Source organism: Martinezella multihospitum (assembly GCF_900094585.1).
In the GTDB taxonomy this organism is placed as follows: domain Bacteria; phylum Pseudomonadota; class Alphaproteobacteria; order Rhizobiales; family Rhizobiaceae; genus Rhizobium; species Rhizobium multihospitium.
The window spans coordinates 289978-306645 of the sequence record NZ_FMAG01000008.1 but is presented as its reverse complement, the minus strand read 5'-3'; the positions used below and the strand labels follow the sequence as shown (position 1 = coordinate 306645).

Below are 16668 nucleotides of genomic sequence, written 5' to 3'. Positions count from 1 at the left end.
GGCTCAGAAGACCTTGCCTTCTTCCAGATGCGTTGTGGTGCCGTTGATGTAATAGTCACCCACCACCCGCGCCTTGTGCAGCAGCGGATTGTGGTTGAGCACCGTGCGGATGTTGCGCCAGTGGCGATCCAGATTGAGATGGCGCGATGTCGCCGAGCCGCCGCCGAGCTCGAAGACGTTGGTCGCTGCACTAAGGGCGAGCTGCGAAGCAATGATCTGCGTGCGCGCCGTCGTCAGCGCGCTTTCGATCAGGACCTGCTCCAGTGCCTCCGGATCGTCGCTCGCGAAAGCCTCGACCGTGCGGTCGAGCGCTCGGGCGCTTTCGCGGATCAGCGTATCGACGGCAAAGGAACCGGCGGCGATCTCGCCGAGGATCTTTTGCACGAAAGGATCGGCATTGGCTGTCTCGGCAGCGCTGTGGGCAGCCGAGCGCGCCTGCCTGCGGACGTAATCCGTGCCTTCCGCCAGCGCGCCACGGACCGCGCCCGCCATCGAGGCGGCAAGATGAAGCTGGCGCAGCGTCGAGGTATGCCTGCCGATCAGCGTGCTGAGCCCGCGGGTCGAAATCTCATGCGGCAGCACCTCGACGTCGTCGAGAAGCACGCCGCCGCTTGCCGTCAGCCGCTGCCCCATGCCATCCCAATCGTCGAGGATGCTGATCCCCTTGCGATCGACGGGCAAAAGCACGCTGACGAGCTGGTCGTCATCGTCCTTGGCGCTGAACGAGGCAAAATCGGCAAATGCCGTGCCGGTGGCATACCATTTGCGCCCGTTGAGCCTGTAGCTCTCGCCGGATTTCGTGAGCCGCGTCGCGACATCGCCGGGGCGCTTTGTTCCCTGCTCCGTATGAGCGCCGCCGAAGAGCTTGCCGCCAAGGACGCGGGTCAGCTGGGTGCGATCGACGGAACTGTTCGGATTGAGCAGCAGGGCTTCGGTAAAATTGAAATGGCTGCGGAGGGCATGGGCGACATTGGAATCGGCCGCGCCGATCGTCATCACCGTCTCGATGTAATCGAGCACCGATCCACCCGGCCCGCCAAGCGCCGTCGGTATGCGCAATGCACCGAGGCCAGCCTGCTTGAACAGCTTGAATGCCTCATATGGCAGCTCGCGTTCGAGATCCCGCCGCGCCGCCTCCTTGGCGATCTCCGCGGCAAGGTCGGGTATTTTTGCAAGTAGCGTTTCCCGACTGGTTTCAACGGGTAAAGAGGGTACGGCTGATGAGGCTGGTATAGGCATGAAAGGCTCTTTTACGCCGGAAGGAAAAGGCCCCGCTCAAACGGGGCCTTGGGCTTGATGATCAGGCGACAGCGCGGGCAAGCGGCACGATGTTTTCAGCGGTGCCAGCGGCACTGACGGGAACACGGCCTTCGACCGGGTGGCTCGGATCGTTAAAGCCCGGGGTCGACGGATGGCCTGTCGTGACCAGGCGGTCGACCAGAGCCTCGTCTTCGGCATCGAGCTTGACATCGAGAGCCCGGATATAGCTATCCCAATGCTCTTCCGTGCGCGGCCCGGTGATAGCCGACGTAATCAGCCTATTGTTCAGCACCCAGGCGATTGCGAATTCCGTCGGCGTGACCTTCCTGGCGTTCGCATGGGCGACAATTTCCTTGGCGATGGCGATCGATTCCGGACGCCATTCGGTTTCGAGGATGCGCTTGTCGCCGCGGCCGGCGCGCGTATCGGCCGCCGGTTCCTTGCCCGGCTCATATTTTCCGGTCAGCACGCCACGTGCCAGTGGCGAATAGGAGACGACGCCGAGGCCGTAATGATGAGCGGCCGGAAGCTGCTCTGCCTCGGCCGTGCGGTTGACGATGTTGTAGAGCGGTTGGCTTGCGACCGGGCGGTCGATGCCGAGCTGGTCGGCCAGATGCGAGATCTCTGCAATGCGCCAGCCGCGGAAGTTCGACACACCGAAATAGCGCAGCTTGCCCGCGCGGATGAGATCGGCAATCGCCCTCACCGGCTCCTCCAGCGGTGCGTCGAAGACGGCACGATGGAAATAGAGGATGTCGATATAATCGGTGTTGAGGCGGCGCAGCGAGTTCTCGACCGTCTCGATCACCCATTTGCGCGAATGGCCGCCGAGGTTGGGACCCTTCTTGTGCGAGTTGACGAACTTCGTCGCCAGCACCCAGTGATCGCGATTTGCCTTGATGCCGCGGCCGACGACCTCTTCAGATTTGCCGTCATGATAGACATCGGCGGTGTCGATGAAATTGATCCCCTGTTCGCGGGCCTTGTCGATGATGCGGAAGGCGACGTCGTCGGGCGTCGGGCCGCCGAACATCATCGTCCCAAGGGTAAGAGGTGAAACCTTCAGCGCGCTGCGCCCGAGATAGCGATAGTCGACCATGTCATTTCTCCATTTTATTCTGCGTGGTGGCAGGCGACCGTGTGGCCGCTGCCCATTTGCCGATAGGCCGGATCATCGCTCCGGCAGATGTCTGTTGCGAGCGGGCAGCGCGTGTGAAAGCGACAGCCGGACGGCGGATTGTGTGGGCTCGGCAGATCGCCGGTGATCGGGGCGGCCTGCTTGCGCCGCGACGGATCGGGCACGGCGGCAAGCAGCGCGCGCGTATAGGGATGCTTGGCATCGCTCCAGAGCCTTGCCGTCGGCGCACTTTCGACGATGCGGCCGAGATACATGACCAGCACCCGATCGGCGAAATAGCGCACGACCGACAGATCATGGGAGATGAAGAGATAGGAGAGCGACAGTTCCGTCTTCATCTCGACGAGAAGGTTGAGGATCTGCGCCTGGATCGAGAGATCGAGCGCCGAAACAGGCTCATCGCAGATGACGAGTTCCGGCTGCAGGATGAGCGCGCGGGCAATGCCGATGCGCTGTCGCTGGCCACCGGAGAACTCATGCGGATAGCGATCGAGCGCGTCCGCCGGCAGGCCGACATGGACGACCATCGAGGCGGCGATGGCGTCGCGGCTCTTGCGGTCACCAATCCCGTGGACGGCAAGCGGCGCCGTCAGGATCGCGCGGATCGTCTGGCGCGGATTAAGCGAGGCAAATGGATCCTGGAAGATCATCTGAATATGCCGGCGGACCGACTGCAACTCCCTGCCCGACATGGCCGCGACATCGCGCCCCTTGAAGGTAACGCGGCCGGAGCTGGGATCGACGAGGCGGATCAGGGATTTGCCAAGCGTCGACTTGCCGCAGCCGGATTCTCCCACAAGCGCTACGGTCTCACCCTCAAGGATCTCCAGCGATACGTCATCCACGGCCCGCACCGTTCCGGCGGCAGCCGGATAATGCGTGGAAAGCCTATCGACCGACAGAAGCGACATGGGCTCTCTCCGCAGGGACTGGAACATAGGGACAGGCCACTTCACGGTCGACCGAGACCTCGACAAGCGCCGGCACGGATATGCCGCAGGCCGGTCGCGCCACCGGACAGCGCGGCCGGAACGAGCAGCCCTTTTCGCCGGCCGCCGAAACGATCGAGCCGCGAATTTCCGTCAATGGCCCATCGCGATAGTGATAATCGGCCTTCAATCGCGGCGAAGCCGCAAGCAGCCCCTGCGTATAGGGGTGGTAGGGTGTTTCGAATAACGCACCGGGCAGACCCTGCTCGATCTTTCGCCCCGCATACATCACGACGACACGATCGGCCCATTGCGCGACGATACCGAGATCATGCGTGATGAGGATCACGGCCATGTTGAGCTGGCTGCGCAGGCGATCGAGCAATTGCAGCACCTGCGCCTGGATCGTAACATCGAGCGCCGTGGTCGCCTCGTCGGCAATCAACAGCCGTGGATTGCAGGCGACTGCAATGGCGATCATCACGCGCTGGCGCATGCCGCCCGAAAGCTGGTGCGGATAGTCGTCGACACGCTTTGCCGCCTCCGGAATGCTGACGAGATCGAGGAGGTCGATCGCGCGCTGGCGCGCCTGCTTGCCGCTCAGCCTTTCATGGATGCGCAGGACTTCGATGATCTGGGCGCCGATGGTCATCACGGGATTGAGCGAGGTCATCGGCTCCTGAAAAATCATGGCGATGTCGTGCCCGCGAATGCTTCGCATCTCCCGTTCGCGCAATTTCAACAGGTCGCGGCCGTCGAAGAGGATCTCGCCCGCCGTCTTCGCGTGCCGAGGCAGAAGTCCCATGAGGCCGAGCGCGGTCAGCGACTTGCCGGAGCCAGACTCGCCGACAATAGCCAGCATTTCACCGGCCGCCGCGGTGAAGCTGACGCCCTTGACCGGTTGCGCACTACCGAAACCGACCGAGAAATCGCGGACGTCCAGAAGTCCCGTCATCGACGCTCCTCCGAAAAACGCGGATTAAGGGCATCGTTCAGGCCATCGCCGATGAGATTGAGCGACAGCACCGTGAAGACGATGGCAAGGCCCGGCAGGGCGGTGAGATACCAGGCGGTGCGGATGACATCGCGCCCCGCGCCGATCATCGAGCCCCAGGAGACGCGATTGGGATCGCCAAGCCCCATAAAGGACAGCGCCGATTCCATCAGGATCGCGCTCGCCACCATGACGGACGATGTGACGATCAGGGGCGGCAGGGCGTTCGGCAGGATTTCCCGAAAGATGATGCGGCCATGGCCAAAGCCGAGGCTACGGGCGGCGAGAACATAGTCCTTCTCCTTTATGCCACGGAATTCGGCGCGCGTCAGGCGCGCGACCGTCGGCCAGCTGACCAATGCGATCGCAACCGTCACGGTCGTCGTGGTCGGCTGCGCGATCGCGACCAGCACGACAAGCAGAACGAAACTCGGCATGGTCTGGAAGATCTCGATGAGCTTGACGAGGAGGTCATCGACCACGCCGCCGAAATAGCCGGCAAGCGCGCCGATCGTCACGCCGGCGCCAAGGCCGAGCAGGGTCGCGGTGATGCCGACGGTCAGCGAGATCTGGGCACCGTGAAGAATGCCCGCCAGCACGTCGCGCCCCATGGAATCGGTGCCTAACGGATAAGCGGAATTTTGACCCGGCCAGAGGAAAGGTCGCGCCACCATCTCCAGGGGATCACCCGGATAGAGGATCGGCGCAAGCAGGGCCGCAAGCACGATCGCGGCCAGGACGGTAATGCCGAAGAGTGCGTTGGGGTTGGAAAGAAAGATCCTGAGCTCGCGACGGCGCCCCTGCCATCGCGGGGCCGAAACCGCCGTCGTGCGCGCATCGGGCGCATGGATATGGGTCCAGCGGCGCTCGGGAACGGGTGCAGGCTTTGCTGCTGTTTCGGCTATATCGGCGCCGAAATCATCCGCCCTGTCCGCATAGATCTTGAGCTCCTGCGCTTTCATCGGCTTGCTCCGATCCTTGGGTCGAGCCAGGCCTGCAGAAGGTCGACTGCGGCATTGGCGATGATGACGAGAAGTGACGAGAGCAGCAGGATGCCGAGCAGGACGCTGAAGTCGCGGGCCATGACGGCCTCGAAGGCCAGCCGCCCCAAGCCGGGCCAGCTGTAGACGGTCTCGACCACGACGGCACCGCCGAGCATACCGCCGAAATGCATCCCAGCCATGGTCGTAATCGGGATCAGCGCGTTGCGCAGCACATGCCGGGTCGTCAGCATGAAGGGCGAGACGCCCTTTGCCCGCGCCGTGCGCACGAAATCCTGTGACTTGACCTCCAGCATGGCGGCACGCGTCAATCTTGCGTAGATGGCGAGGTAGAAGAGGGCGAGCGAGATGGCCGGCAGCACCATGTAGCGCGCCCGGTCGAGCAGTGCCGGCAGGCCGGTGAGCCGCGAGCCGATGGTGCTGTCGCCGCCGCTCGGCAGCCATCCGAGCTTGACGGAAAACAACAGAATCAGCATCAGCCCGATCCAGAAACCCGGGATCGAATAGAAGAGCAGCGAGACGATCGAGATCAGCCGGTCCGGCAGCCGCCCGGCAAAGGTCGCCATCAACGATCCAAGGATCAGGCCGATCGCGATCGCAGCGATCAGCGCTGCCACCATCAGCGTCAGGGTACCCGGCAATCGCTGGCCGATCAGGTCAGCGACCGGCATGCCATAGCGCGGCGAGAAGCCGAGGCTGAAATGTGCGAGATTGTTCAGATAGTTCGCCAGCTGCACGAGGATCGGATTGTCCAGGCCGAAACGTTCGCGCAGCGCCGCCATCGTCTCGACCGTTGCCGAACCGGCTTCGGCCGCCATGACATCGGCTGCGTCTCCCGGCGCCAGCTTGAGCAGGAAGAAATTCAGGATGACGATGCCAAGCATCGTCGGCACCGCCTGGATGGCCGTACGGCGCAGCGTTCGTCCTATCCGCATGTAAGCCGACATCGAAACTCCTCGGCAGCGCCACCGAAATTTCAAGCGCTGCATCGCAATAGTAGTTGACTAAATCTGTAGGTTTTGTCAAATCGATATTGGTAGATATTTCCGAAAATTCTCAGATCAACAGGATAAATTAGCATAAATTTTCGACTATATGCAATTTTCGCATCAATTTTCCCAAGAAGTGAGCGCACGGCAATAAAGCAACCTACGAGAACCGCTTCCTTCGAGAACATAAAACCAGCAACCGTTCAGGCTCGGCAACACCACCTTAGACAGACGAGGCAACTTCAGATGACCAGACTTTCTACAATTACACGCCGGAGTTTCCTGCTCTCGTCGGCAGCGCTCGGTGCGATCGCCGTAACGGGAACAGCCGTCCATGCGGCTCCATCGCGCGGCGGTACCGCAACGCTTCTGCTTTCGGCTGAACCACCGGTCCTGACGACGATCGCCCATACGGCCTTCAACTCTGTCTATGTCTCGCCGAAGGTGACCGAGGGGCTGCTGACCTATGATTTCGATCTCAATCCGCAGCCGCTCCTCGCCAAACAATGGTCCGTCAGCGATGACGGGCTACGCTACAGCTTCAAGCTGCGCGACGGCGTCAAATGGCACGATGGTAGACCCTTCACCGCCGAAGACGTCGTCTTCTCGATCAAGACACTCAAGGACGTGCATCCGCGTGGACGCAATACCTTTCTCAACCTCGTCGACATCGAAACGCCCGATCCCCTGACCGCGATCCTGGTTCTCTCCAAGCCGGCTCCCTACCTGATCACAGCACTCGCCGCGTCCGAGTCTCCGATCGTCCCACACCATCTCTATGAAGGCACGAAGGTCGCTGAAAATCCGGTCAATCTGGCGCCTGTCGGCACCGGGCCGTTCAAGTTCAAGGAATGGATACGCGGCAGCCACATCGTGTACGAGCGCAATCCTGATTATTGGGATCAGCCGCGTCCCTATCTTGACCAATTGATTGTCCGCTTCATTCCCGACGCCGCCGCCCGCTCCATCGCGATTGAGACCGGCGAGATCGATCTGGCACCGTCGACGCCCGTTCCGCTCAGCGATCTCGATCGCCTCAAGGGCGTGGAGAGCCTCGCCTTTGAGACAAAGGGATATCAATATTCGAACGGCGTCAGCCGTATCGAATTCAACCTTGAAAAGCCGGTCTTCAAGGATATCCGCGTACGGCAGGCCTTTGCGCATGTCATCGACCGCAAGTTGATCCGCAACACGATCAACTACGGCTACGGCGAGCCGATCCCCGGCCCGATCAATCCCAATCTGACGAAATGGTTCGTTGCCGATCTCAAGACCTATCCGATCGACCTTGCCGCAGCGGAGAAACTGCTAGACGAGGCCGGCCATCCGCGCGGTTCGGACGGTGTGCGCCTGCGCCTCAATCTCGACTATGTGCCGAGCGGCGAACCCTACAGCCGTGGCTCGGAATATATCCGCCAGGCTCTCGCCAAGGTCGGCGTCGAGGTCACGGTGCGCAGCCAGGATTTCGCCACCTATACCAAGCGCATCTACACCGATCGCGATTTCGATTTTGCCTACGAGGGGATGAGCAATCTCTTCGACCCGACGGTCGGCGTCCAGCGGCTTTACTGGAGCAAGAACTTCAAGCCGGGCGTGCCCTTCTCTAATGGCTCCGCCTATAGCAACCCCAAGGTCGACGCTCTTCTTGAGGTCGCCGCCATCGAAGTCGATCCCCAGAAGCGGGTCGAGCAATGGCGGGAGATCCAGAAAATCCTGGTCGAAGACCTGCCTGCCCTCGACATCGTCAGCCAGCCAGAACTCACCATCTACAACAAGCGCATCTCCGACCACACGCTCGGTGGCGAAGGCATCGCCGGCAGCCTTGCCTACGCATACATCGCAACTGCTTGAAGCATCGAAAGCAAGGGAACGCCATGTCCATTCAGCACCGTCCCGGCTCCATCGTGGGCCTGCCGAAATTCGCAGCACCTACCGATTTTCCCGATAGCCCTCTATCGCAGGCCTTGAAGCAGCCCGTTCTTCTCGGCCTTTTCCTGCCGATCCAGGCCGGCGGCTGGACGCAATCGACGCTGGAGCGCTCCACCGACTGGCGCTTCGACTACAACAAGGCGCTGACGCTGCGCGCCGAGGAGCTAGGTTTCGACCTGGTTTTCGCCCTGTCGCAATGGCTTCCCAAGGGCGGCTATGGCGGCGTCTTCGACGGCCACGCGCTCGACAGTTTCGTCTCGACCGCAGCACTTGCGAGCCTCACCAAGAAGATCATGCTCATCTCCACGATGCATGTGCTTTACGGTCCCTGGCATCCGCTGCACCTCGCCAAATTCGGCGCCACGCTCGATCACATCACCGGCGGTCGCTGGGGCATCAATGTCGTCACCGGCCACAGGGCCGTCGAGCACGAGATGTTCGGCTGGCAGCGCATCGAACATGACAAGCGCTATGAGCTTGCGGCGGAATTTCTCGAGGTCGTGCAGCGGCTGTGGAGCGACGACGAGAACTACTCCTTCGAAGGCGAAAGCAGCTGGAAGCTCGGCGGTGGCTACGTGACGCCGAAACCGAATTTCGGTCGGCCGATCCTGGTCAACGCCACCGGCTCGGATGCCGGCATCGCCTTTGCCGGCCGCTATTCGGATATCGTCTTCATCACCAGTCCGACGGGTGCTGACATCGACAGCGCCCTTGCCTCCCTGCCGGCTCATACGGAGAAAGTGAAGAATGCCGCCGCTGATGTCGGCCGTAGCGTGCGCACCCTGCTCAATCCGATGGTCATTTGTCGGCCGACCGAGAAGGAGGCATGGGAACTGGCCGACCGGATCGTCGCCCATGCCGACCAGCGCTCCCGCAAGGGCTTCCAGTCGCTCAACTCCGATGCCCATGCCTGGAAGGGCCGCGACGCGGAGGATCCCTATCGCTTCATCGGCGGCAATATTCGCGTCATCGGTTCGCCGGAGCAGGTGGTCGATCAGTTCGTCAAGCTGAAGGCGGCGGGCATCGACGGCTTGCAGCTCAGCTTCTTCGATTTCCGCGACGATCTGGAATTCTTCGGCAAGGAAGTCTTGCCGCTGATGAAACAGGCCGGGCTTCGCCACTGAAAGGAACGATCATGACCAGCAATGCCATTTCCGAAATCTGGTACACACGCTGCCCTGTTCCGACGCCTGTGGGTCTGGCCGCACAGCTCGGCTATCTCGAAGACGGCTTTCGCAGCGAAGGCGTCATGCTGAAATCCATCATCGATTCTCCGGATAGAAACATCCGGCAGAGCCATTTCAACCATACGCTCGACTGGTCCTTCCGCCACGGCGGCAATGTGCCGCCCATTCGCGCCCGCTCGGAAGGCCGCCGCACGCGTCTTGTCGGCATTACCTGGACGGATGAGTTTCAGGCGATCATCACGCTGCCGGAAACCGGCATCAGGACGACTAGAGATCTCAAGGGCCGCCGCTTCGGCATCGCCCGCCGCCCAGAGGGAATCGTCGACTTCATGCGCGCCACGGCGCTCAAGGGCCTCATCTCCGCCCTTTCGCTTGAAGGTCTTTCCAAGGACGATGTCGACATCGTCGAGATTGCTCTTGCCGATTCCGTGCTCGCAAGCCAGGAGGGGCCGTCGCTCTTCGGTCTTAAGCGCAGGCAAGCCTACGGCGAGGAGATCGCCGCTCTGCTGCGCGGCGAAGTGGACGCGATCTACGTCAAGGGAACCGCCGGGATCAACGTCGCCAATCTCATCGGCGCCGTTCAGGTTCTCGAATTCGGTTTTCATCCCGATCCGAAGATCCGCATCAATTCCGGCTCGCCGCGCGTGCTGACCGTCGACGAGCTGCTTGCCGAGGAACGTCCCGATCTCGTGCGCAAGCTGATCGAGGCGATCTTCAAGGCAAGCGCCTGGGCGGAGGCCCATCCGGAGGAAACTCGTCGCTTCGTGGCGCGGGAATCCGGCGCCACCGAAGAACAGGTCCTTGCCGCCAACGGCCCGGAAATCCATCGCCACCTTGGCCTGGGATTGGAGCCGGATCTGATTGACGCCGTCGAGCACTACAAGAATTTCCTGCGCGACTTCGGTTTCCTCGCCGGCGATTTCGATATCGGCGAATGGGTCGACCGCCGCCACATCGACGGCTTTGCCGAACGCGCTGTCGCCTGAGGGATGTTGCAGAGCCAATGACGGAGACGGTTGACGATCTGATCGACAAGGCAAAAAGCCTTGCCGAGGATTTTTCCAGGACGGCCGCGCATCACGATGCGACCGGCGCCTTCCCCTTCGAAAATTTCGACAGGCTTTTCGATGTCGGCCTGCTCGGCCTCGTCAGCGGCCGGGATTATGGCGGCCACGGCGAAGGCCTGACGGTAGCACAGGCCGTCATCAGCGAGATCGCCCGCGGCGAGCCATCGACAGCGCTGGTGCTCGCCATGCACTACACCTCGCACTTTGCCATCCGTCGCCTCGGCAAATGGCCCCGACATCTGGCGGAGCGGGTGCTTCTGGCAAACAGGCAGGGCGTGGCGCTGATCAACAATGCCCAGGCCGAACCGCGCATCGGTTCGCCCGCCCATGGCGCCCTACCGGAAACCATCGCACGCCGCGACGGCGATCGCTGGCGCATTTCCGGCCATAAGAGCTACGTCACCGGCATCCCGGTGCTGAAATGGGTGTCGCTTCTTGCCGTCACGGACGAGAAGGAGCCGCGCCTTGCCTCGTTTCTGGTGCCGACCGAAGCCGCCGGCTTTCGGATCGAAAAGAGCTGGAATGCGACCGGCATGCACGCGACGGCAAGCGACGACATCATTCTCGACGACGTATCGATCCCGATCGACGACGTCATCGAGGCACAGCCCGCCACGGAACCGCTCCGCCGCGACGAACATGCGGCCGCCTTCTTCTTCGGGCTGCTTGGCGCGGTCTATCATGGCGTCGCCCGGGCAGCGCGTGACCGCGTTCTTGGCTTTGCGAGCAACCACACGCCCGCCAGCCTCGGTACGCCGATCGCGACGGTGCCACGCATTCAGGATGGCTTAGGCGAAATAGAGGTCCGGCTTGCAACAAACGCGCGGCTGCTGCGCTCGCTTGGAGAGGATGTCGATGCCGGAAGACCGGTCGGAATGGACGGTATGCATGTTCGTCATGTCGTCATCGACAATGCCGTTTCCGTCACCAGCCTGGCGCTCGAACTTGCCGGCAATCCCGGTCTTAATCGCGATTTCCAGTTGGAGCGTCATCATCGCGACGCGATCACCGCCCGTTCGCACGCACCGCAGAGCCACATGATCCGTACGATTGCGGCGAAGAACGCATTGAGCCGGCTCAATCGTCGGCATCAAGTTCGTCACGCGCTCGGGCTTAACCAGATCTGACCGAAGCTATTGTTGATGCCTTGTGCCCCCGGCGCGAAATTCTTGACCCGCTTGTTGGCAACGATCTGCGCTCCTGCCGCCACCAGATCGACGGAGACGACATCATCATGGATGATGTGCTGGAATTTGTACCAGAGCTCCCGGCGCTTGCCCTCGTCCGGCTCGACTGCGGCCGCCTCCAGAAGAGCATCGACCTCCGGATTGGAGTAATGGCTGGCATTGGAGAATACCAGGCCGATCTTGAAGTTCTTCGACCAATAGGCGCGCTGTACTCCGAGCGTGGGATCGAAGGTGTTGGAGAGGGATTCGATGACCAGATCCCAGGCACGATCCGTGTAGACGGTCTTCAGGAAGGTGGCGAGATCAAGCTTCAAGATTTCGGCATCGATGCCGACTGCCGCCAGCGACTGCTTGATGAAATCGGCATAGGAGGGCTGCAGGAAGGAATTATAGGCAAGCCTCAGCTTGAAACGCGTGCCATTGGCGCCGCGCGGATAGCCGGCATCGTCAAGCAGCTTGTTGGCAAGCTTCAGATCGGGTTCGCGCGCTTTGATGCTCGGATCATACCATTTCGGCAAGGCTGTGCTGATCGGGCTCGGCGAAACCTGCGCGTAGCCGAACAGGGCGATGTCGACGAGCTTCTGTAAGTCGATGGCATGGGCGATCGCAAGCCGCACATCCTTCTTTGTCAGGATCTCGTTCTCATAGTTGAAGAAGAGCTGTTGCTGTGGCCCGGAATAGGCATAGGTCGTGGTATCGACGACCAAGTTGGCATTGGCCTTCAGCCGCTCGATATCCGACAGCGGCACCGGGTTGGCACCAATATCGATTTCCCCCGTCTCAAGCGCCGCCGCCCTTGCCGCCGGGTCGAGGATGACGCGCAGGACGACGCGGTCGAGATAGGGCTTCGGTGCATCCCAGTAATCGGGATTGCGATCGAAAATCAAATGGCTGCCCGGCACCCATTCCTTGAGAATAAACGGGCCGGTGCCGATCGTCTGGGCAAGCGTCGGCTGCGCCGCTGGCTTGAAGGTCTCATAGACATGCTTCGGTACGATCGGCGATTCCGAACTGCTGAGGGCCGAAATCAGATAGGGGGCCGGTTTCGAAAGAACGATCACCGCGGTCAGCGGATCGGGCGTCTCGACATCGGTAACGTTCTGGAAGGTGATGCGTCCGCGCGGATGCGCTTCCTTCAGGCGGAAGATGGTGAACTTGACATCCTCGGCGGTGAAATCCTTGCCGTCGTGCCATTTCACACCCTTGCGCAGCGCGAACGTATAGCGCAGACCATCGTCACTTGCCGACCATGACGTCGCCAGAAGCGGGGTCGGGTTGAGGTCATAATCGAAATCGAACAGGCCCTCGTTGACCTTCGGCCCGATCGCCTGTCCCGTGCCGGAGGACGTGTTGATCGCGATCAGCGCCGTCGGATCGGGATAATAGGCCCAGTTCAGAGTTCCACCGCTCACCGGCGTTTCCGCGGCGCTTGCCCGTGACGGGGCGCCTCCCAAGGCAAGACCTGCGCCTCCAAGAAGCAGCAATTGATTGAAGTGACGGCGATTGATCGACATTTGTTCGCTCCGAAAATTGGCGTTACCGGGCACCAGTCCCGTCGCGGAAATGATCGTGGCGAAACCAGAAGATCCAAAGGCAGTTTTTCTAGCGCGAGGCGAAAGCAATCCTTCCCGCAAGCATTATCGGGCGTTTGCCGTATGGAGCGGTCTTGACGTCCACTCCCCTTCCGATCGCCAGAAATTATGCGAGTTGGCGCCCGCATTTCATGGCATTTGCGCAGCCGCTTCAGGCTTCCGCAACCACAGGCACAGCTTTGCACACGGACAGCGGTCTAGTCCGCTTCCTTGCCTAGGCCTGGGCCATCCATTGCTTGCTATTGATGGATGAAGCAGGGTGGACCTGTTTAGCGATGCATGGCGCTTAGCCGGTTTGCGCGCGGTCGAGGCCGACCATCGGTCCTCCGATGCCGATCTTATTCAACCCGTTGCCTTCTTGACATCGTTGCGGGGCAAATTTGTCAGAAGAGCGCTCGTCATGAGGTGAACGAGATGATCTGCCCGCGGCGCGAACGAGGGTTGGTCGACCGCCCAGCTGAGGGCCGTTATCAGGGCGAACAGGTCGTCGCCATTCATATCGGCACGTGCCGTTCCCTCAGCCTGGGCGCGGAGCAGTAGTCGCGCGCCTGCCGAATGCACGGCTGCGCATGAAGCATAAAGAGCGGAGTCCGGGTTTGTGTGGGCGGCCGCCATCATGGCGACAACGCCCCTATAGCTTTGGGTGAATGTCACCAGTTCTCGAAACCAGGAGAGAAGTGCTTCGTCGGCCGAAGTCGACGTCTCGAGTTCGGCTGCCTTCTGCGTCAGTTCGTCCAGATTGGTACACAGCAACGCCTCGAACAGGCTTTCTCGCGTCGGGAAATGACGAAGCAGCGTGGCCAACCCGACACCGGCACGGCGGGCAATGTCACGCATCGACGCGTCCGCACCATGCTCGGCGACGACGTCACGCGCGACGGTGAGAATTTGGCTGCGGTTCTTTTCTGCGTCGGCTCGCATATATTACCTTGATAAACGGATCAGTGATCCATATATGTGGATCGGCGATCCAATTATAAAAATGGATCAGTGATCCACTGGATATAGTGGCATGCGTGTAAATAGCAACAGGCGCTGTCCAAAAGGACGGAAGGAGAAGTCATGGGAAAGCTTGAGGGTAAGGTTGCAGTCGTCACGGGTGGCGCCACCGGCATCGGCCTCGCCGCAGCAAAGCGGTTCATCGGGGAAGGCGCCTTCGTGTTCATTTTCGGCCGCCGGCAGGAAGCGCTGGATGCCGCTGTGGCCGATCTCGGGCCGAATGCCCGCGCGGTGAAGGGCTCGGTTTCCGATGAGGCCGATCTCGACCGGCTCTACGCGGCGGTAAAGGCCGCGCGCGGAACGGTCGACATCGTCTTCGCCAATGCCGGGTCGGGCAGCCCGCTCCCACTCGGCAAGATCACCGCCGAGCACATTGACGAAACTTTCGACACCAATGTGAAAGGCACGATCTTCACGGTCCAGAAGGCGCTACCGCTGATGAGCCAGGGCGGTTCGATCATCCTGACCGGATCAAGCGCCGGCACCACGGGCGCCCCGGCATTCAGCGCCTACAGCGCGAGCAAGGCGGCGGTGCGCAACCTCGCACGGACCTGGGCGGAGGACCTGAAGGGTACCGGCATCCGGGTAAACGTGCTGTCGCCTGGGGCGACGGCAACCGAACTCGCAAAGGAGGCGCTTGGCGAGGAGGGTCAGAAGGCCTTCGCCGCGATGACACCGCTCCAGCGCATGGCCGATCCGGCCGAGATCGGAGCCGTAGCTGCCTTTCTCGCCTCTTCGGACAGCAGCTTCATGACCGCCAGCGAAGTCGCCGTCGACGGCGGCCTCGCCCAACTCTGATACGCAACCCTGCGACGCTTCATCCAAGCGTTCGAAGCGTCGTGGGGTTCGGTAAAGCAAAGGAAAACCTATGAGCTACGCAATTATCGGCTTCGGCAAGATCGGCCAGGCCATTGCCAGGGCGTTCGCCAGAAGCGGCATCGATGTATCCGTCGCGACGACCCGCGCGCCGGAAAGCTTTGCTGCCGCTGCGGCCGCGATCGGACCCACGATCTTTCCCAAAAAATTGGCGGACGCCGTCAAGGCAGACATCATCTTCTTGGCTGTTCGCTTCGAACAGCACCCGGATGTCGCGAAGGTGCTGCCCACGTGGCAGGGCAAGACCATCGTCGATGTGACCAATGCCTACGGCGTCCCCCCGGAGAAACTGGGAGGGCAGCCGTCGTCCAAATTCGTCGCGCAGGCCTTTTCTGGTGGAAGACTGGTCAAGGGCTTCAATCACCTCGCTGCCGCCGTCCTTGACCAAGATCCGGCCGTACATGGTGGCAGGAGAGTCGTGTTCCTGGCAAGCGACGACGGCAGCGCGACAGCGGAGATTGCTGCGCTTGCCGAACAACTCGGCTTCTCGCCGGTCAACCTCGGCGGCCTTTCGGAAGGTGGGCTGCTCGTTCAGGCACGCGGCAATAGCTGGGGTCAACTGATCTTTAAGGACTTGGTAAAGTTCGATTGAGGAATCGTACATGAGCACTATCAGCATCATCGGATCCGGCGGCATGGCCGCGGCAATCGGCGGCATGGCCGCCAAGGCCGCGCATACCGTCGAGGTGGTCAGCCGCGATCCCGCCAAGGCGCGGGCGCTCGCCGGGCGGGTCGGAGCCGGAGCGACGACAGCGACTTACGGTGCCGCTCCGGCCGGAGACATCGTCATCCTGGCCGTGCCATACACCAGCGCCGCGGCGGTAGTCGCCGATTACGGAGACTCGCTTGGTGGCAAGGTGATCATCGACATCACCAACCCCGTTGCCTCCGACCTTTCGGGTCTCGTCACCCCCCACGGCAGTTCCGGTGCGCAGGAGATCGCCAAGGGCCTCCCTGCCGGCACGCCTATCGTGAAGGCGTTCAACACCATCTTCGGTCACGTGCTGGCCAAGGGTGGGCACCTCGACGCATTCATCGCGGCCGACGATGCGAAGGCGAAGGCAAGCGTCTCGACCTTCCTCGAAAGTCTCGGGCTGCGTCCGTTTGACATTGGCGGTTTGCACATGGCCCAGACGCTGGAAGCGCTCGGCCTGATGATGATCGGCCTGGCCAGAAACGGCGTCGGCACCTGGGATTTCGCCATGAACGTCGATCTTGGCTGAACCACCGGCGATGCGATCGAATACCGGCAGCCCGCATTTGATGCCGAGGCGGCACTCGCATGAAGGAGACCTCGTTCCTCGCTATCGAAGAACCGCAAATCCTAGGCTCGTGAAAGGATATGAACCTTTGGTCTCACCTTTCGGACTTGATTTCAATCCAGCGGCTGAAAGGCATAAAAGAGGCCGCGGCTAGGAGCGATCACATTTGAGCTCAGGAACAACACAGCGCAGGAAATTCAATTGTGACGCGTCGCCGACCTGCTTGAATGCTGGACGCTTGAGACCTAAATTGGCTCA

General features: G+C 61.4%; 15 protein-coding genes. 7 read left to right on the top strand and 8 right to left on the bottom strand.

Translation table 11 applies throughout. From position 1 onward, the window contains the following. Window positions 1–3: 3 nt before the first annotated feature. The 6 genes from GA0061103_RS28065 to GA0061103_RS28040 form a co-directional block, all read right to left on the bottom strand. On the bottom strand, window positions 4–1239 hold the full coding sequence (locus GA0061103_RS28065; RefSeq protein ID WP_092717026.1) for an acyl-CoA dehydrogenase family protein: 1236 nt from the start codon (window positions 1237–1239) through the stop codon (window positions 4–6). 61 nt (window positions 1240–1300) lie between these two features. Next, complete coding sequence (locus GA0061103_RS28060) at window positions 1301–2359, bottom strand: aldo/keto reductase (RefSeq protein ID WP_092717023.1); 1059 nt, start codon at window positions 2357–2359, stop codon at window positions 1301–1303. Between the two features lie 14 nt (window positions 2360–2373). Continuing rightward, entirely contained in the window at window positions 2374–3309 is a 936-nt protein-coding gene (locus tag GA0061103_RS28055) for an ABC transporter ATP-binding protein (protein WP_092717021.1), read from the bottom strand. Then, window positions 3287–4282 (bottom strand): ABC transporter ATP-binding protein, encoded by a 996-nt coding sequence (locus GA0061103_RS28050; RefSeq protein ID WP_092717018.1) that lies wholly within the window; start codon window positions 4280–4282, stop codon window positions 3287–3289. The genes GA0061103_RS28055 and GA0061103_RS28050 overlap by 23 nt, the downstream gene beginning before the upstream one ends. Then, window positions 4279–5283, bottom strand: a complete 1005-nt coding sequence (locus GA0061103_RS28045) for an ABC transporter permease (RefSeq protein ID WP_092717015.1) — start codon at window positions 5281–5283, stop codon at window positions 4279–4281. The genes GA0061103_RS28050 and GA0061103_RS28045 overlap by 4 nt, the downstream gene beginning before the upstream one ends. After that, on the bottom strand, window positions 5280–6269 hold the full coding sequence (locus tag GA0061103_RS28040; protein WP_092717012.1) for an ABC transporter permease: 990 nt from the start codon (window positions 6267–6269) through the stop codon (window positions 5280–5282). Before GA0061103_RS28040 ends, GA0061103_RS28045 begins: the two co-directional genes overlap by 4 nt. Window positions 6270–6557: 288 nt before the next feature. Between GA0061103_RS28040 and GA0061103_RS28035 the strand changes: the two genes are divergently transcribed. The 4 genes from GA0061103_RS28035 to GA0061103_RS28020 are packed head-to-tail and all read left to right on the top strand — an operon-like array spanning window position 6558 to window position 11621. Beyond that, window positions 6558–8162, top strand: a complete 1605-nt coding sequence (locus GA0061103_RS28035; RefSeq protein ID WP_092717009.1) for an ABC transporter substrate-binding protein — start codon at window positions 6558–6560, stop codon at window positions 8160–8162. 23 nt (window positions 8163–8185) lie between these two features. Beyond that, complete coding sequence (locus GA0061103_RS28030) at window positions 8186–9364, top strand: LLM class flavin-dependent oxidoreductase (protein ID WP_092717007.1); 1179 nt, start codon at window positions 8186–8188, stop codon at window positions 9362–9364. An 11-nt stretch (window positions 9365–9375) separates the two neighbouring features. Next, window positions 9376–10413: an ABC transporter substrate-binding protein gene (locus GA0061103_RS28025; protein ID WP_092717004.1), complete on the top strand. Its 1038-nt coding sequence runs from the start codon at window positions 9376–9378 to the stop codon at window positions 10411–10413. Between the two features lie 17 nt (window positions 10414–10430). Continuing rightward, entirely contained in the window at window positions 10431–11621 is a 1191-nt protein-coding gene (locus GA0061103_RS28020) for an acyl-CoA dehydrogenase family protein (RefSeq protein WP_092717001.1), read from the top strand. Here the strand turns inward: GA0061103_RS28020 and GA0061103_RS28015 are convergent. After that, window positions 11594–13195, bottom strand: coding sequence for an ABC transporter substrate-binding protein (locus GA0061103_RS28015; RefSeq protein ID WP_092716998.1), 1602 nt, complete (start codon window positions 13193–13195; stop codon window positions 11594–11596). The genes GA0061103_RS28020 and GA0061103_RS28015 overlap by 28 nt on opposite strands. A 420-nt stretch (window positions 13196–13615) precedes the next feature. After that, entirely contained in the window at window positions 13616–14194 is a 579-nt protein-coding gene (locus GA0061103_RS28010; protein WP_092716995.1) for a TetR/AcrR family transcriptional regulator, read from the bottom strand. A gap of 141 nt (window positions 14195–14335) precedes the next feature. On the opposite strand from GA0061103_RS28010, the gene GA0061103_RS28005 reads away from it, so the two are divergent. From GA0061103_RS28005 to GA0061103_RS27995, 3 genes are all read left to right on the top strand, one after another. Next, a complete protein-coding gene (locus GA0061103_RS28005; RefSeq protein ID WP_092716992.1) occupies window positions 14336–15070 on the top strand; it encodes an SDR family NAD(P)-dependent oxidoreductase in 735 nt (244 codons plus the stop codon). Window positions 15071–15140: 70 nt separating this feature from the next. Beyond that, a complete protein-coding gene (locus GA0061103_RS28000) occupies window positions 15141–15740 on the top strand; it encodes an NADPH-dependent F420 reductase (protein WP_092716989.1) in 600 nt (199 codons plus the stop codon). A 10-nt stretch (window positions 15741–15750) separates the two neighbouring features. Beyond that, a complete protein-coding gene (locus tag GA0061103_RS27995; RefSeq protein ID WP_092716986.1) occupies window positions 15751–16371 on the top strand; it encodes an NADPH-dependent F420 reductase in 621 nt (206 codons plus the stop codon). The last annotated feature ends 297 nt before the right edge of the window (window positions 16372–16668 follow it).

Bases quoted from the DNA above. Each gene is read 5' to 3' on its own strand.
- GA0061103_RS28065 (WP_092717026.1), bottom strand. From the start codon at position 1,239: ATGCCTATACCAGCCTCATCAGCCGTACCCTCTTTACCCGTTGAAACC.
- GA0061103_RS28060 (WP_092717023.1), bottom strand. From the start codon at position 2,359: ATGGTCGACTATCGCTATCTCGGGCGCAGCGCGCTGAAGGTTTCACCT.
- GA0061103_RS28055 (WP_092717021.1), bottom strand. From the start codon at position 3,309: ATGTCGCTTCTGTCGGTCGATAGGCTTTCCACGCATTATCCGGCTGCC.
- GA0061103_RS28050 (WP_092717018.1), bottom strand. From the start codon at position 4,282: ATGACGGGACTTCTGGACGTCCGCGATTTCTCGGTCGGTTTCGGTAGT.
- GA0061103_RS28045 (WP_092717015.1), bottom strand. From the start codon at position 5,283: ATGAAAGCGCAGGAGCTCAAGATCTATGCGGACAGGGCGGATGATTTC.
- GA0061103_RS28040 (WP_092717012.1), bottom strand. From the start codon at position 6,269: ATGTCGGCTTACATGCGGATAGGACGAACGCTGCGCCGTACGGCCATC.
- GA0061103_RS28035 (WP_092717009.1), top strand. From the start codon at position 6,558: ATGACCAGACTTTCTACAATTACACGCCGGAGTTTCCTGCTCTCGTCG.
- GA0061103_RS28030 (WP_092717007.1), top strand. From the start codon at position 8,186: ATGTCCATTCAGCACCGTCCCGGCTCCATCGTGGGCCTGCCGAAATTC.
- GA0061103_RS28025 (WP_092717004.1), top strand. From the start codon at position 9,376: ATGACCAGCAATGCCATTTCCGAAATCTGGTACACACGCTGCCCTGTT.
- GA0061103_RS28020 (WP_092717001.1), top strand. From the start codon at position 10,431: ATGACGGAGACGGTTGACGATCTGATCGACAAGGCAAAAAGCCTTGCC.
- GA0061103_RS28015 (WP_092716998.1), bottom strand. From the start codon at position 13,195: ATGTCGATCAATCGCCGTCACTTCAATCAATTGCTGCTTCTTGGAGGC.
- GA0061103_RS28010 (WP_092716995.1), bottom strand. From the start codon at position 14,194: ATGCGAGCCGACGCAGAAAAGAACCGCAGCCAAATTCTCACCGTCGCG.
- GA0061103_RS28005 (WP_092716992.1), top strand. From the start codon at position 14,336: ATGGGAAAGCTTGAGGGTAAGGTTGCAGTCGTCACGGGTGGCGCCACC.
- GA0061103_RS28000 (WP_092716989.1), top strand. From the start codon at position 15,141: ATGAGCTACGCAATTATCGGCTTCGGCAAGATCGGCCAGGCCATTGCC.
- GA0061103_RS27995 (WP_092716986.1), top strand. From the start codon at position 15,751: ATGAGCACTATCAGCATCATCGGATCCGGCGGCATGGCCGCGGCAATC.